The organism is Paraburkholderia sp. J7 (genome assembly GCF_905220155.1).
In the GTDB taxonomy this organism is placed as follows: Bacteria; Pseudomonadota; Gammaproteobacteria; order Burkholderiales; family Burkholderiaceae; genus Paraburkholderia.
Genome location: NZ_CAJMYZ010000005.1, coordinates 397,950 through 412,552 on the forward strand (window position 1 = coordinate 397,950; position 14,603 = coordinate 412,552).

General features: G+C 63.8%; 12 protein-coding genes. 7 read left to right on the forward strand and 5 right to left on the reverse strand.

From position 1 onward, the window contains the following. Positions 1-20 precede the first annotated feature (20 nt). The 3 genes from U5A58_RS11195 to U5A58_RS11205 form a co-directional block, all read right to left on the reverse strand. Entirely contained in the window at positions 21-881 is an 861-nt protein-coding gene (locus U5A58_RS11195) for an ABC transporter permease (RefSeq protein WP_321961491.1), read from the reverse strand. A gap of 21 nt (positions 882-902) precedes the next feature. Then, on the reverse strand, positions 903-1,967 hold the full coding sequence (locus U5A58_RS11200; RefSeq protein ID WP_321910838.1) for an ABC transporter substrate-binding protein: 1,065 nt from the start codon (positions 1,965-1,967) through the stop codon (positions 903-905). A 292-nt stretch (positions 1,968-2,259) separates the two neighbouring features. Further along, a complete protein-coding gene (locus U5A58_RS11205) occupies positions 2,260-3,507 on the reverse strand; it encodes an MFS transporter (protein WP_321961492.1) in 1,248 nt (415 codons plus the stop codon). Between the two features lie 106 nt (positions 3,508-3,613). Here U5A58_RS11205 and U5A58_RS11210 point away from each other — a divergent pair, with 106 nt between their 5' ends. After that, positions 3,614-4,495 (forward strand): LysR substrate-binding domain-containing protein, encoded by an 882-nt coding sequence (locus U5A58_RS11210; RefSeq protein ID WP_321961493.1) that lies wholly within the window; start codon positions 3,614-3,616, stop codon positions 4,493-4,495. A gap of 480 nt (positions 4,496-4,975) precedes the next feature. Then, positions 4,976-5,371 carry a BON domain-containing protein gene (locus U5A58_RS11215; RefSeq protein WP_321910844.1) on the forward strand — a complete coding sequence of 132 codons (396 nt, stop codon included), beginning with the start codon at positions 4,976-4,978 and terminating at the stop codon, positions 5,369-5,371. A gap of 161 nt (positions 5,372-5,532) precedes the next feature. On the opposite strand, the gene U5A58_RS11220 is transcribed toward U5A58_RS11215, so the two are convergent. Further along, positions 5,533-6,486: a LysR family transcriptional regulator gene (locus U5A58_RS11220; RefSeq protein WP_321910845.1), complete on the reverse strand. Its 954-nt coding sequence runs from the start codon at positions 6,484-6,486 to the stop codon at positions 5,533-5,535. 334 nt (positions 6,487-6,820) lie between these two features. On the opposite strand from U5A58_RS11220, the gene U5A58_RS11225 reads away from it, so the two are divergent. Both U5A58_RS11225 and mmsB read left to right on the forward strand, forming a co-directional pair. After that, complete coding sequence (locus tag U5A58_RS11225) at positions 6,821-8,347, forward strand: CoA-acylating methylmalonate-semialdehyde dehydrogenase (protein ID WP_321961494.1); 1,527 nt, start codon at positions 6,821-6,823, stop codon at positions 8,345-8,347. 51 nt (positions 8,348-8,398) lie between these two features. Further along, positions 8,399-9,289, forward strand: a complete 891-nt coding sequence (gene mmsB / locus U5A58_RS11230) for a 3-hydroxyisobutyrate dehydrogenase (RefSeq protein ID WP_321961495.1) — start codon at positions 8,399-8,401, stop codon at positions 9,287-9,289. 62 nt (positions 9,290-9,351) lie between these two features. Here the strand turns inward: mmsB and U5A58_RS11235 are convergent, their stop codons facing one another. Continuing rightward, on the reverse strand, positions 9,352-10,407 hold the full coding sequence (locus U5A58_RS11235) for a phytoene/squalene synthase family protein (protein ID WP_321961496.1): 1,056 nt from the start codon (positions 10,405-10,407) through the stop codon (positions 9,352-9,354). A gap of 71 nt (positions 10,408-10,478) precedes the next feature. Here U5A58_RS11235 and U5A58_RS11240 point away from each other — a divergent pair, with 71 nt between their 5' ends. From U5A58_RS11240 to bamA, 3 genes are all read left to right on the forward strand, one after another. Next, positions 10,479-11,222: a hypothetical protein gene (locus U5A58_RS11240; protein WP_321961497.1), complete on the forward strand. Its 744-nt coding sequence runs from the start codon at positions 10,479-10,481 to the stop codon at positions 11,220-11,222. Between the two features lie 312 nt (positions 11,223-11,534). Beyond that, the gene (locus U5A58_RS11245; RefSeq protein ID WP_028205068.1) at positions 11,535-11,933 is read left to right on the forward strand and encodes a hypothetical protein; all 399 of its coding nucleotides are present in this window, start codon (positions 11,535-11,537) and stop codon (positions 11,931-11,933) included. A 135-nt stretch (positions 11,934-12,068) separates the two neighbouring features. Beyond that, positions 12,069-14,384 (forward strand): outer membrane protein assembly factor BamA, encoded by a 2,316-nt coding sequence (gene bamA / locus U5A58_RS11250; RefSeq protein ID WP_321961498.1) that lies wholly within the window; start codon positions 12,069-12,071, stop codon positions 14,382-14,384. The last annotated feature ends 219 nt before the right edge of the window (positions 14,385-14,603 follow it).

Here is a 14,603-nt window from a genome sequence, read left to right on the forward strand (position 1 = left end):
TCTGGGGTGATTGGCTGCCATCAAGCGCGAAACGCCGACGGCGTGCCGCGCCGCAAACGCCGCTCGAGCGCATCGAGCAGCCGGTTGATGACGAGGCCGACCGCGCCCACCACAACCACGGAAGCCATCACGAGATCGAGCTGAAAGAGCTGCCGCCCATACACGATCAAATAGCCGAGCCCTTCTGACGACGCCACGAGCTCGACTACGACGAGCGCGAGCCACGCCTTGGTGAAGGCGAGGCGCACGCCGGTGGCGAGCGTGGGCACCGCCGCGGGCAGCACGAGCCTCACGATGCGTTGCCAGCGTGTGTAACCGAATACGCGTGCGACTTCGTCCAGTGCCGCAGGTGTCTGCCGAAAGCCCTGTATGGTGCTGAGCGTGACCGGCACGAGCGCCGCGTGAGCGATGAGCAGATACTTGAGCGGTTCGCCCACGCCGACGAGCAGCAACAAGAACGGCAGCCAGCCGAGCACCGGAATCTGCACGATCGCGTTGAAGCTCGGCAGCACCCAGGCTTCGAGTGTGCGGGAGAGCCCGAGCGCGCCGCCGATCAGCAAGCCAAGCACGGTCCCGCCGGCGAAGCCCAGCAGTACGCGTTGAAGGCTGATCAGCGTATTGCGTGCAAGCTCCCCGCTCTGGGCGAGTTCGACGAACGTTTCATAAACACGCTGCGGCGCAGGCAGGATTTGCGGCGCGATCCAGCCATGCGCGCTGCCCACGCTCCACAGCAGGAAGAGCAGCGCGGGCAGCAGCCAGGGCGCGAGATGCCACGCGCCCGCGCGCAGCGCGGCGCGCCAGCGTGTGTGGGTCGTTGCCGCGTCGATACGTGGTGCTGCACGCGGCGTATCGCTGGCAATTGTGATCGCGGTTTCCGTCATGGTGCGGCTCCTCTCGTGCGCTCAGCCAAGCGGCTTGCCGGCGGCGTCGTAGCGGGTCCAGTAGTGTTCGAGCTTTTGCGTGCGCAGCGCGTTGTCGAGATAGCGCGGCTCGAACCACGAATCGACGTCCACGGGCTGGCGAATCAGCTTCAGGCGCAGCGCGTCCTGCGCAACGGCCTTGTAGCGGGCCACGATGAACGGATCGATCAGCGGCGAATTGCGGTATTTCAGAGGCTGTTCGCCGAATTCGGCTTGCCAGGACGTGTAGCTCACGCCGCTCTTTGCCCACAGCTTGAAGAGCGCGTCGCGGTTTGCCTCGTCGGACGACCATTGCGCCGCTTGCACGAAGACGTTGACTACACGCTGCACGATATCGGGGTGCGCCTTCTCGAAGTTGTCGAGCACGAGCAAATGCGCCTGGCGCGTCAACTGCGGCCCGTCATGCTGCGATTCGTAGACGATGCGGGCAAGCCCCTGGTCGCGCAGCCGGTAAAGCGTGTAGTCGCTCACCGAGGCATCGATGCCTTTCGATGCGAGCGCCGCGAGCGAGCTTGCGGTATCCAGGTTGATCACGTGCAGCGCGTGTTCGTCGAGCTGGTTCTCGGCGAGTGCGTTGTCGGCCACGAGTTGCAGGTTCGTGCCGCGAAAAATGGCGACCCGCCGGTCCTTGAGGTCCTTGATCGATTTGATATCCGAATCGGCCGGCACGCCCACCTTCACGCCGGAGCGCACGCCCGATTCCAGCAGGATGCGGGTCTTGAGACCGTTGGCGCGCGCGAGGACCGAGGGCAAGTCGCCTTGATACGCGAAGTCGAGTGCATTGTTGGCAATGGCCTCATTCACAGCCGGGCCCGCGCCCTTGAAGAAGAGCCATTCGACCTTGATGCCGTCGGCGGCGAACTCCTTTTCGAGCAACTGCTGGCTGCGCACCGTGGCCGCGGTCGAACCGCCGAAGGTAGGCGGATCGCCCGAGCCTTGCTGTGCGACGCCGATACGGATCACGGTGGGCTTTTCGGCTGCGGCATGCAGGGAGACGAACGAGAGCGCTGCGCAAAGCAGGTACTGCAGAACACGATATGAACGCATGGGCAGGTCGGATCTGGGTGACGAAACGGGGTGCGCAGACTGGCGAGCTTGCGTCGCCGTCGTTGCCGTTGGGTCATTCTTTTCCGTGCGTGCCGATCAGGACAACCAATGAATCGAGATTTGCATTTCTCGACAAGCGCGCTGCGTATGATGGGAAAAGCGAACGGCAGGGCGCCTTCATGATAGTGGTGCGCCGCCCGTGCCGAAGGAAGAAATCGTGCTATCGATGTGAGCAGAAACGCAAAGCCGCTCGGCGCGCAGAGCGTGATGCGGCTTTGTGCGAAAGCGCGCCCTATTGCGTTTCGACTGCGTGGCGCGGTGCGGCGGCGCGCCGCGACGGCATGAAGTACCACACGGCGCAGAGCACTTGCAACACGACGAGGACCGCCCACACGGTCTGATGCGCGACCGCCGGGTAGTGGCCGTCGAGTGCCGGCCAATGCGCGAGCGCCGCGCCGATCGCGATCTGCAGAAAGAAGATGCCGATAAAGATGACGAGCGTGAAAGTGGTGTTCACGCGGCCAATCAGGCGCGGCGGGAAATATTCGGCGAGCACCGCGTAAGTGAGGATGCCGGTGCCGCCGAACGCGCCGTAGGCGGCCCAAAGCAGGGATGCGGGCAGCGGCACACGCGCTGCGAGCAAGGCTTGCACGAGCACGAAAGCGAGCATCGTGACGCCGGAAAAGAGCTGAACGCTCACGCCGCGCCGCTCGAAGCTGCGTGCGAGCGCGCCAAAGCCGATGTTGCCGACAATGAATGCGCCGCCCAGCACGGAAACGAGCGAAGCCGCGCGCGCACCGGCATCGGCGGTGCCGGCCGGCACGACGTCGCGCAAGAACGCGCCGACCCACAGCGACTGCATGGCGTAGAACACGGCCTGGGTCAGCGACGAGAACGTCGCCGTCTTCCAGAACGCATGGCTGCGCAGGATGTGTGCGGTGCCCTTGAACTGTTCGAGCACGCTTGCCTGATGGTGGGTGTCGCGCGTGCGCGGCCCGCCCATCCAGATGATGGCGGCCACGAGCACCGTAAGCGCTGCGAGCCCGAGGCTCACGGCGCGCCAGGGCGCGATAGAGAGCAGCCACGAGAGCGGGGCGCCCACGGCCACGCCGCCAAGTCCCCCCACGGCCATGACGAGGCCGTTCACGAGCGTGAGCTGTGCGACGGGAAAGTGCTGCGCCGTGGCCTTGAACGCGCCGCCGAGGCACACCGACACGCCCACGCCGATCAGCAGCCGGCCCACCATCATCGCGGCCATGTTGTGCGAGACGCCGAAGATCAGCGCGCCCGCCGCGGCCACGAGCATGACGCACGCGGTCACGCGGCGCGGGCCGTAGTGGTCGAGGAGCACGCCGCCGGGAATCTGCGCGCCGGCGAAGCCGAGGAAATAGAGGCTCGTGAGCGTGCCGAGATCGGTCGCCGTGAAGCCCATCTCACGCGAAAGAAACGGCGCGAAGCCGAGATTCACGCCGCGAAACAGGTATGAAATGAAATAGCCGAGCGCGAATACGGCAAATACGCGCAGTCTGAGTGAGGTCATGTTTGGGGCGAAAGCGGATTGAATGCCTGGCTGTCGATTATTGGCGATTGACGTACGCGAGGCCAGCGAGAGATTTCAGACGGCATTGTGAGTAGAATTTGACGTCATGGCCCGATCTCTCCCACCATTGCAGGCGCTGCGCGCCCTTGAAGCCGCTGCGCGGCGGCGCAGTTTCAGCCGCGCAGCGGAAGAATTGCATTTGACGCACAGCGCAGTGAGCCACCATCTGCGCGCGCTCGAAACGGAACTCGGCGTCGAGCTGTTCCGCCGCGCGGGCAGCCGCATGATCCCGACGGCTGCGGGCGCACAGCTGGCCGAGCGCGTGCGCCGCAGTCTCGACGACCTGCGCGACGCGCTCGACGCCACGCGCCCCGGCGTGAGCGGCGTGACGCGGCTCGAGTTGAGCGTAATGTCCGACTTCGCCTCCGTCTGGCTGATTCCGCGCCTGGGCGACTTTTACGACCGCCATCCCATGGTCGACCTCTCGCTGCGCATGCATGCCGACGTTACGCCGCCTGACCCGTATCCCTTCGACGTCGGCATCTGGCATCGGCGGGTGGACGAACCCGGTTTCCAGATCCGCAAGCTGCTGGACGACCAGGTCGTTGCGGTATGCAGCCCGGCCTTGCTCGCGCGCCACCCCGGCTTTCGCATCGAAGATCTCGCGAGCATGCCGCTCCTGCGTTTTTCGCGCCGCTCGTGGCGCGACTTCTTCGAGGCCGCGGGCGTGGCCGGCGACGAACCGGAGCGCGGACCGGTCTTCGACGACGCCGGCCTGCTGCTGCAGGCCACCGTGGCCGGGCAAGGGGCGGCCACGGCGCGCCTGCAACTCGCGCGTGGCTTTATCGAGCGCGGCGAACTGGTGCAGTTGGGACAGGTTCGCATTCCAGCCTCACTCGACTATTACTTCACGTGGCGTGAAGGGCATCCGCGCGAGGCGGCGATCCAGCAGTTCTATCGATGGATAAAGGCGCAATTGGCCAATTGATGTCGGCCCCTCGTATTGCGCAATGGGTATTCGGGTTAACCGCTGTCCGGATTGTCAACGCCGCTTGTGTGATGTGCGTTGCTGTTTGATTAAAGCGGCTCAATCCCGCTCTGGAATACGCGATTAGCGATTGTATTCATATCGCATGCACCAAAGCGGATCACGGCTGAAGGCATTGCAGCGGCGTTTAAAGCGGCAATGAAGCGGCGGTAATGGATCGTAAAGCGGGCGGGTGAAGCCATTTCAATTGCATTGTTGTGTAGTGGCTTCACTATTTGGACAGCCAACGTATTCGTCTGTGGAAAGCAACAGGAAAGTGTGGCGTGGAATCACAGATTGGGCACGCTTCGTGTCAAGAATGAAATAGTTGCGGTATTGTTACTTCCCATCGCCGTTCGGCGCGCGAATGTTTTGTAGTCAATGGTGTAGTTAACGGCCCATTCCTGGGCCTGCAATAAGACTGACAACAGGAGAAACTGCATGAAGGCTATTCAGATGTTCAAGCTGGCCGCAGCCACGGCGCTCGTGGCGGCCTCGTTCCAGGTCTATGCGCAGGACGCTTCGGCGCCTGCCGCAGCGGCCCCCGCCAGCGGTCCGACGGCCGCTGCCCAGCACAACGTCAATCAATCGAAGGCAGCACTGCGTCAGGCACGCGCAGCGAACCGTGCGCTCGGCCGCAAGGTCCGTGCGGCCCTCGCGCGTGACCGGAACATCAGCGTCTCCAACATCACCGTGCGTGCGAAAGACGGCGCCGTCATTCTGCAAGGCACCGTACCCGAGTCGTCGCAAATCCAGCGCGCCGGCGATGTCGCCAAGGGCGTGGAAGGCGTGACGTCGGTGCGTAACGCGCTGACGATCCGCCCGGTTGGGACCTGAGCATCGGCTAGCCGGCGTGTGCCGATCGCGCGTGGAGGCGCGGACGGCGACGCCGGAGCGGATGCATTCAGCTGCTTCCTGAAGGCCGCACATGCAGTCCCTTTCGCGGACTGCATGTGCGGCTTTTTTATTGCCTGTCGAGACTGTAGTGCGAGCCGCGCTCAGGCATCGACGTAATGCATTTCCGGCGATTCGCCCATCAGCAGAGGGCGATTGGCGTCGGCGGCCGCGCGCAGATAGTCCCAGAGCGACGTGATGCGCCGCAGCTTGCGCAGGTCCTCGCGGCTGCACAGCCAGAAGCGCCGCGTCACCACGACTTCGTCGGGCAGGATTGGCACGAGGCGCGGGTCGGGCTCGGCCATGAAGCAAGGCAGGATGGCGAGCGCGCTGCCCTGCAGCGCAGCATGGTATTGCGCAATCACGCTGGTGCTGCACAGGTTGGCGGTCACGTTAGGCGCCGTTCGTTCGAGGTACAGCAGTTCATGGCTGAACGCCAGATCGGCGACATAGCTGATGAAGGCATGATTGCGCAGGTCGGCGGCTGTGCGAACGCGCGGGTGGCGCTCGAGATAGGCGGGCGTGCCGTACAGGCGCAACCGGTAGTCGCACAGCTTCGTGTACACATACTGTCCACGCTCGGGGCGCTCCAGCATGATCGCGAGGTCGGCCTCACGCTTCGAAAGGCTCACGAAATGCGGCACCGGCAACAGGTCGATCGACATGTCGGGATGCTGGCCCGTGAAGCGCGCCAGCTGCGGCGCAAGAAAGAAGCAACCGAAACCTTCCGTCGAGCCCACGCGAACATGGCCCGAAAGCGACTGCGCGCCAAGCGCGAACTGCTCGCTGGCCGATTGCACCGTGGTTTCCACGGCATCCGCATAGGCCAGCAGGCGCTGGCCTTCGGCCGTCAGCACGAAGCCGCCCGAGCGCGATTTATCGAATAGAACCGTGCCTAGCGCCGCCTCCAGCTCACGCACGCGGCGCGCGACCGTGGTGTGGTCGACGCCCAGGCGCTTCGCGGCACCGCTCGCGCGCTGCGTGCGTGCGACTTCCAGGAAGTAGCGCAGATCGTCCCAGTTCAATGTCTCCATGCCGGTCGTTGTGTTTTTTTGCATATCGGATGGGCTTTTTCGTCTCTATGCCGTGGATATTCGAATAACTATACTCGCTGCAGAAGGCGACTGAAACAAGACGCGGTCGCACGACAACAAAGACGGAGACAGACGATGCAAATGCAGTCGTTCCCCACGCGCTCGCCGCAGGCGCGCCCGTGTTCAGCAGGACTCTCCTTGACTTCGCCCGGCTCCGTTCCCGGCACGCTCGACGTGAGCGCATGCGTTTGCGCTGCGTCCTTGCGCGCGTGCTGCGGCTGAAGGTTTCGCGTACTCCGCATATTCCGCTATATCCGGCCACGGCCGGCCCGTTCGAATCCAACAGGGAGAGTTCACGATGAACGCAGTGACCCAGGCATCCAACGCGCACGTTTCGACCGTCAAGCTGCTCATCGACGGCGAATTCGTCGAATCGAAAACGACGGAATGGCGCGACATCGTCAATCCGGCCACGCAGGAAGTGCTGGCGCGCGTGCCGTTCGCGACCGTCGAGGAAGTGGACCAGGCTGTGAAGGCCGCGCACGCCGCGTTCGCCACGTGGAAGACCACGCCGGTCGGCACGCGTTTGCGCATCATGCTCAAACTGCAGGCGCTGATTCGCGAGCACATGCCGCGCATCGCGCAAACGCTCACCGCCGAACAGGGCAAGACGCTGCCCGACGCCGAAGGCGATATTTTCCGCGGCCTCGAAGTGGTCGAGCACGCGTGCTCGATCGGCACGCTGCAGCAAGGCGGTTTCGCCGAGAACGTGGCGGGCGGCGTGGACACTTACACGTTGCAGCAGCCGTTAGGCGTATGCGCCGGCATCACGCCGTTCAACTTCCCCGCGATGATTCCGCTATGGATGTTCCCGATGGCGATCGTTTGCGGCAATACGTTCGTGCTCAAGCCTTCGGAGCAGGACCCGCTTTCGACCATGCAGCTCGTCGAACTCGCGATCGAAGCGGGCATTCCGAAGGGCGTGCTCAACGTCGTGCACGGCGGCAAGGAAGTCGTCGATGCGATCTGCACGCACGAACTCGTGAAGGCGATTTCGTTCGTTGGCTCGACGGCCGTGGGTACGCACGTCTATCGTCTTGGCAGCGAGCACGGCAAGCGCGTGCAGTCGATGATGGGCGCGAAGAATCACGCTGTCGTGCTGCCCGATGCGAATCGCGAGCAGGCGCTCAATGCACTGGTCGGCGCGGCGTTCGGCGCGGCGGGCCAGCGGTGCATGGCGACCTCGGTGGCCGTGTTCGTGGGCGCGGCGCAGCAATGGGTGGACGAACTGGTGGAAAAGGCGAAGACGCTCAAGGTCAACGCGGGCCATGAGCCGAAGACGGACGTCGGCCCCGTCGTTTCGCGCGCCGCGAAAACGCGTATTCTCGGCCTGATCGACGCGGGCTTGAAGCAGGGCGCGACGCTCGCGCTGGACGGCCGCGACGTGAAGGTGCCGGGCTACGAGAGCGGCAACTTCGTCGGGCCCACGGTGTTCACGAACGTGAAGACGGATATGGACATCTACACGAACGAGATTTTCGGGCCCGTGCTCGTAGTGCTCACGGCGAAGACGCTCGACGAAGCGATCGCCATCGTCAACGCGAATCCGTTCGGCAACGGCGTGGGCCTGTTCACGCAAAGCGGCGCGGCGGCGCGCAAGTTCCAGAGCGAGATCGACATTGGCCAGGTGGGCATCAACATTCCGATTCCGGTGCCGGTGCCGTATTTCAGCTTCACGGGCTCGCGCGGCTCGAAGCTCGGCGACCTGGGCCCGTATGGCAAGCAGGTCGTGCAGTTCTACACGCAGACCAAGACGGTCACGGCACGCTGGTTCGACGACGCGACCGTGAGCGACGGCGTGAACACGACGATCAGCCTGCGCTGATACGCCGCCCGGCATCAACACGGAGTACTGAACAATAACGGAGACAGGCTCATGAAAATCGGATTCGTCGGGCTGGGCCACATGGGCGCGCCGATGGCGCTCAACCTGCTCAAGGCGGGGCATGCGGTAGCCGTGTTCGACCTGAGCGCGAGCGCGATGCAAACGCTCGCCGAAGCCGGCGCGCAGAAGGCCGCATCGGCGAAGGCAGCGGCAAGCGGCGCGGAGTGCGTCATCACGATGCTGCCCGCGGCGGTGCACGTGCGCAGCGTGCTCACGGCGGAAGACGGTGTGCTGGCGGGTATCGCGAAGGGCGTGACGATCATCGATTCGAGCACGATCGATCCGGCGAGCGTCAAGGAGTTCGCGAAGCTCGCCGCCGCGCAGGGGAACGCGTTTGTCGATGCGCCAGTCTCGGGCGGCACGGGCGGTGCGGCCGCAGGCACGCTGACCTTCATGGTGGGCGGCAGCGCCGAGCACTATGAGAGCGTGAAGCCGGTGCTTTCGGGCATGGGCAAGAACATTGTCCATTGCGGCGAGACCGGCACGGGGCAGGTGGCGAAGATCTGCAACAACCTCGTGCTCGGCATCACGATGGCCGGCGTGGCCGAAGCGATGGCGCTCGGCGAGGCGCTCGGCATCGACCCGAAAGTGCTGGGCGGGATCATGAACACGTCCACGGGCCGCTGCTGGAGTTCGGACACGTACAACCCGTACCCGGGCGTGATCGAGACGGCGCCTTCCTCGCGCGGCTACACGGGCGGTTTCGGCACGGACCTCATGCTCAAGGACCTGGGCCTCGCCACCGACGCCGCAAAAGGCGTGCATCAACCCGCGTATATGGGTGCGCTCGCGCAGCAGCTCTATCAGGCCATGAGCAGCCACGGCGACGGCAAGCTCGACTTCTCGGCGATCATCAAGCTGTATCGCGCCGACAAAGGCTGAGTCACGTCGTTTCGAGTCGCGAAAGGCGCGCTGCGAAGCGCGCCTTTTTTACTCCCGTATCGTCAGCGCTTGATACGCGCTTCGACACGCGCAAAGAGCCGCTTGAACCAGACGCCGAGCAGCGCATTCGAAGGCGCGAGCGCGGTGGAGCAGGCGAGAATGCGATAGACGTCGTTGCGCGTGACCTTCGAGGTCTTCGCGGGATCGAGCCAGTCGTCGTTGTCGACAAGGCGCTCGAGCGTTTCGAGGCCGATGAGAATGGGCCACAGGCACGCGAGGCGCAGGCGCACCGAAAGGCGCGGCAGCGCGAACGTATAGTCGATGGCCGCGCGGAAATGGTCGAGCGCGATGCGCACGAGTTCGAGCATGATCGGCCGCGCGCGCGCCGAGGCGCCGGGCTTGAGCAGGTCCTGGGCGGTGAGCCCGGCCTGGGCCAGCATCGAAGCGGGCAGATAGCAGCGACCGATGCGCAGATCCTTGCCGCAGTCGCGCAGCACGTTCACCATCTGCAAGGCCTTGCCGAAGCGAATGCCGCGCGCGTACATGGTGGGTTCCAGCGAGGGCGCGAGGGTGCCCGGCAAGTGCATGTACGTCATCTTCGTCCAGAACTCGCCCACGCAACCCGCCACGAGATACGTATAGCGATCGAGGTCGTCCCACGTGTTCAGCGCGGCCACCTGGCCCGAGCGCTCGTCGGGGAACGTGCGCAGATCGAATTCCATGCCTTCGGTGAGCGTCGTGACGATCTCGCGCACGGCCCGGCGATCGGCGTCGTCGAGTTGCGCGAGTACATCGAGCGCGCCGCCCAGCGACTCCAGCAGCAGCTTCTCGTCCGATTGCGTTTGCTGGCCCGCCACCTCGCCCGCGAGATCGGCGAGCAGGGTGTCATCGTTCGTCGCGCCGTTCACGCGTTCGCGCAGCGCGAGCAGCAGGGCGAGCCGCCGCTCGGGCGGAATCAGCGCGGTGTCGGCGATGGTGTCGGCGGCGCGCGCGAGCAGATAGGCTTCGCCCACGGGGTCGCGCATGCCGGCGGGCAGTACGCGCATCGTGAGGTAGAACGAACGGGAAACGCCTTTGAGCAACGGGCCCAACAGGAAGGCCCGGGTAGAATTCTGCATGTCGGATAGGGGCAGCGAGGGACGGATCGGACGCAGCCGCATTGTATCGTGGACGAAGGAGACAAGGCCCGATGAGCCCCGAACGCGCGTTTTATGACCTCCAGGTGTGCTTCGCGCGCACGGCGGCGCGCCTCGCCGACATGCCGCTCGCGGCGGCGTTGCTCGACTGCACGAACCTCTATGTGCGCTTTGGCGCGGGGCGGGCCTTCGATCGCACGCATCCCCTTTGGGCAGCTTACGTGCATGGCCTCGATGAGCGCGCAAGCGTGAGCGAGCAGTGCGAGTGGACGTGGCGCTATTTGCAGCTCTGCCCGACGCATCAGGCGGCGCCCGCGGTCGTCGCGACGGTTGGCTGCTTCTCGTACGCGCGTGAACCGCACGGCGGAGTGCGTCTGCACTTCAACACTCAAACGGATAACGGCATGTCGCCGCTCGATTCCCGGCAACGCGCCGCACGGTACGTTGAGTTGCGGGCGTTAATTGGGCACCTGCGCAGCCATCTCGGCGAAAGCGGTCGCGCGCCGGGCGATGTGCTCATTCATGGCACGTCCTGGCTCTACAACGTGCCTGCGTACCGGCGGCTCTTTCCCGCGGCCTATGTGGCGAGCGCGCAGCCTGTGGCGCGCCTGCGTGCACTTTCGCTTTGGGGCCAATTTCTCGACCGTCACGGCGGCGTGCGCAACGACGCGGCCGCGATGCTGCTCGAGCGCGTCGACCGAGTTAGCACATTTGCCAATGTGTTGTCTTGCTTTCCCTTACAAGCGCTCGCGGTGCATGCGAGCTTTGCAGCGTTTCAGGATTATTTTGATAAGTGACGGCATGCGGTCGTCGCGAAACCGGCCACGCTGCGCGCGGTAAAACGCCTGTTTGCCTATCGAAAGCGAACGTAATCGCTACGGTTACCAAAAATTTTTCAAGATAACCGCGGCGTCGTGCAGTCGAGAGCAGATTGAAAGCCGCTGTACGCACGAAGGGGATTGGCCTCGCGCGGAAATGGGTGCGCGCGAAACGAACTCAACGAGGCCTGTGCAATATTGATGAAAGTAATTCCTGTAATCACGAGGTAACGCGCATGCCGCGCCCAACGCACTAGACTCCGCCGATGCTTTCGAAACGGAGCGTCGCTCATGCCCTCGTCCCCGGCTCTTGCCATTCATTCCCTGCGCGATTTCGAGCTGACTGCGGACGGCCAGTACCTGATGGTGAACGGCAATCAGCCGGACAGCGTCGCATTGCATTGCTCGGTGATGCATGAACTGCTCGCCGCACTTTCCAACGCGATTGGCCGCTCCGAGCGCATTCGCCACAAAACCGCAAGCGTGAAATTCACCATGCCTTGCGAGGCCTGGGAGGTCGGCCGCGAGTCGGGCGACGTGCAGCATCTCGTCGTGAGCTTTCGCTTGCCCGGGGGCGCCGAATTGTCGTTCCGTTTGCAGCCTGCGCAAGCCGTGCACATGACCGAGGTGCTCTCGCTCGCAACGGGGCTTGCGAAGATGCGCTTGCCTGGCCGCGCGAGCATGCAATAGGCGCAGCGCAGGCCCGGTTTGCCGCACTCGTTGTACACCCTGCATCCGTGGATGCCGGCCGCGCGCGTCTCGCGCCGGTCATGGAGCATTCGGCACTTTCACGGCTCTTTCGTTGCTTCACATTCGACCTCCCGCATGACGGCATCAACTACCACGGCGCGCTATGCACGCGCACTGACTCTCGCCGGCTTCGGCATCGGCGTGACTGCTGCGGCGCACGCCACCGAGCCCTTCGTGGTCCAGGACATCCGCATCGACGGGCTCACGCGCATCGAACCGGGCACCGTATTCGCCTATCTGCCGATCAAGCAGGGCGAGACCTTCACGGACGACAAGGCCTCCGACGCCATTCGCGCGCTCTACGCGACGAGCCTCTTCAGCGACGTGCGCATTTCCGCGCAAGGCGGCACGGTGATCGTGCAGGTGCAGGAGCGTCCCGCTATCGGCACGATCGATTTCGCGGGCATCAAGGAGTTCGATAAGGATAACTTGACGAAGGCGCTCAAGTCGGTCGGGCTCTCGCCGGGCCAGAGCTACGACAGGGCGCTCGTGGACAAGGCGGAGCAGGAACTCAAGCGCCAGTACCTCACGCGCGGCTACTACGCGGCAGAGGTCACGACCACGGTGACGCCGATCGACCGTAATCGCGTGGGCCTGCTGTTTTCCGTGGTCGAAGGGCCGAGCGCGAAGATCCGCCAGATCAACTTCATCGGCAACAAGACGTTCAGCGACAGCACGCTGCTCGATGAAATGCAGCTCTCCACGCCGAACTGGTTCTCCTGGTACACGAAGAACGACCTGTACTCGAAGGAAAAGCTCACGGGCGACCTCGACAATGTGCGCTCGTACTATCTGGACCGTGGCTATCTGGAGTTCAATATCGATTCGACGCAGGTCTCGCTGTCGCCCGACAAGAAGGACATGTACCTCACGATCGGGATTCACGAGGGCGAGCCTTACACGATTTCGAGCGTCAAGATGGCCGGCAATCTGCTCGACCGCGAGGCGGAGTTGAGCAAGCTCGTCGGTGTCAAGCCGGGGCAGCGTTTTTCGGCGCAAAAGCTCAAGGACACGACCAAGGCGATCGTCGACAAGCTCGGCGAATACGGCTACGCGTTTGCGACCGTGAACGCCTTGCCCGAAATCGACCAGAAAGACCACACAGTCGCGCTCACACTGCAGGTGGACCCGAGCCGCCGTGTGTATGTGCGCCGCGTGAACGTCACCGGCAATACACGCACGCGCGACGAAGTCGTGCGCCGCGAAATGCGCCAGCTCGAAAGCTCGTGGTTCGATTCGAACCGTCTCGCGCTTTCGAAGGACCGCATCAACCGCCTTGGCTACTTTACCGAAGTGGACGTGACCACGGTGCCGGTGGAAGGCACGCAGGACGAAGTCGACGTGAACGTGAAAGTGACCGAGAAGCCCACCGGCACGCTTTCGCTGGGCCTCGGCTATGGCTCTGGCGAAGGGCCGATCATCTCGGCGGGCATTTCGCAGGACAACGTGTTCGGCTCCGGCAACAGCCTTTCGCTGAACGTGAATACGGCCACGACGTACCGCACGCTTTCGGTCACGCAGGTTGATCCGTATTTCACGGTGGACGGCATCAAGCGCATTACCGATGTCTACTACCGCACGACCGAGCCGCTTTATTACTCGAGCACGAACGACACGAGCTTTCGCATCGTCTCGTACGGTGCGGACATGAAGTTCGGCATTCCGTTCTCCGAGACCGACATGGTGTATTTCGGCCTCGGCATCGAGCAGGACCGCCTCGACGTCGATTCCAGCACGCCGCAGACCTATATCGACTACGTGAACGATTTCGGCCGCGTTTCGAACACGGTGCCGCTCACCGTGGGCTGGTCGCGCGACAACCGCGACAGCGCGCTGGTGCCGAGCCGCGGCTACTACGCGCAGGCCAATGCCGAATACGGCACGCCGGCCGGCACGCAGTACTACAAGGGCGATGCGCAAATGCAGTACTACTACTCATTCGCGCGCGGCTTCGTGCTGGGGCTGAACTTCCAGGGCGGCTACGGCAACGGCCTGGGCGGCAAACCGTATCCGATCTTCAAGAACTACTATGCGGGCGGTATCGGGTCGGTGCGCGGCTACGAGTCGGGCTCGCTCGGCCCGCGCGACACGACGACGAACGACCCGATCGGCGGCTCGAAGATGGTGGTCGGCAATATCGAGCTGACGTTCCCGCTGCCCGGCACGGGCTATGACCGCACGCTGCGCGTGTTCACGTTCGTGGACGGCGGTAACGTGTGGGGCACGGAAGGCAGCAGCACCGGCGCGAACGGTCTGCGTTACAGCTATGGCGCAGGCCTCGAATGGATCTCGCCGATCGGGCCGCTCAAGCTCGATCTGGGCTTTCCTATCGTCAAGCATGCTGGCGATCAGTACCAGAAGTTCCAGTTCCAGATTGGTACGTCGTTCTGAATTTATGGTTGTTTGGTCGTGCCTGGCGCTTTGGCCTTTCCTTGTGTTCGTGTCGGTGTGCCAGCGTTGCCCCTGTGCGGGGCGGCACCTACTTTCTTTGCAGCGGCAAAGAAAGTAGGCAAAGAAAGCCGCTCAAACCGCTAATGCCTGCCACAGTTCACATCGCACCACCCCTGGTGAATGGCTCCGGAGCGTCTGTCATCTCGCACCACCGAACTG

Coding starts and splice junctions, on each gene's coding strand:
- U5A58_RS11195 (WP_321961491.1), bottom strand. CDS start 881: ATGACGGAAACCGCGATCACAATTGCCAGCGATACGCCGCGTGCAGCA.
- U5A58_RS11200 (WP_321910838.1), bottom strand. CDS start 1,967: ATGCGTTCATATCGTGTTCTGCAGTACCTGCTTTGCGCAGCGCTCTCG.
- U5A58_RS11205 (WP_321961492.1), bottom strand. CDS start 3,507: ATGACCTCACTCAGACTGCGCGTATTTGCCGTATTCGCGCTCGGCTAT.
- U5A58_RS11210 (WP_321961493.1), top strand. CDS start 3,614: ATGGCCCGATCTCTCCCACCATTGCAGGCGCTGCGCGCCCTTGAAGCC.
- U5A58_RS11215 (WP_321910844.1), top strand. CDS start 4,976: ATGAAGGCTATTCAGATGTTCAAGCTGGCCGCAGCCACGGCGCTCGTG.
- U5A58_RS11220 (WP_321910845.1), bottom strand. CDS start 6,486: ATGCAAAAAAACACAACGACCGGCATGGAGACATTGAACTGGGACGAT.
- U5A58_RS11225 (WP_321961494.1), top strand. CDS start 6,821: ATGAACGCAGTGACCCAGGCATCCAACGCGCACGTTTCGACCGTCAAG.
- mmsB (WP_321961495.1), top strand. CDS start 8,399: ATGAAAATCGGATTCGTCGGGCTGGGCCACATGGGCGCGCCGATGGCG.
- U5A58_RS11235 (WP_321961496.1), bottom strand. CDS start 10,407: ATGCAGAATTCTACCCGGGCCTTCCTGTTGGGCCCGTTGCTCAAAGGC.
- U5A58_RS11240 (WP_321961497.1), top strand. CDS start 10,479: ATGAGCCCCGAACGCGCGTTTTATGACCTCCAGGTGTGCTTCGCGCGC.
- U5A58_RS11245 (WP_028205068.1), top strand. CDS start 11,535: ATGCCCTCGTCCCCGGCTCTTGCCATTCATTCCCTGCGCGATTTCGAG.
- bamA (WP_321961498.1), top strand. CDS start 12,069: ATGACGGCATCAACTACCACGGCGCGCTATGCACGCGCACTGACTCTC.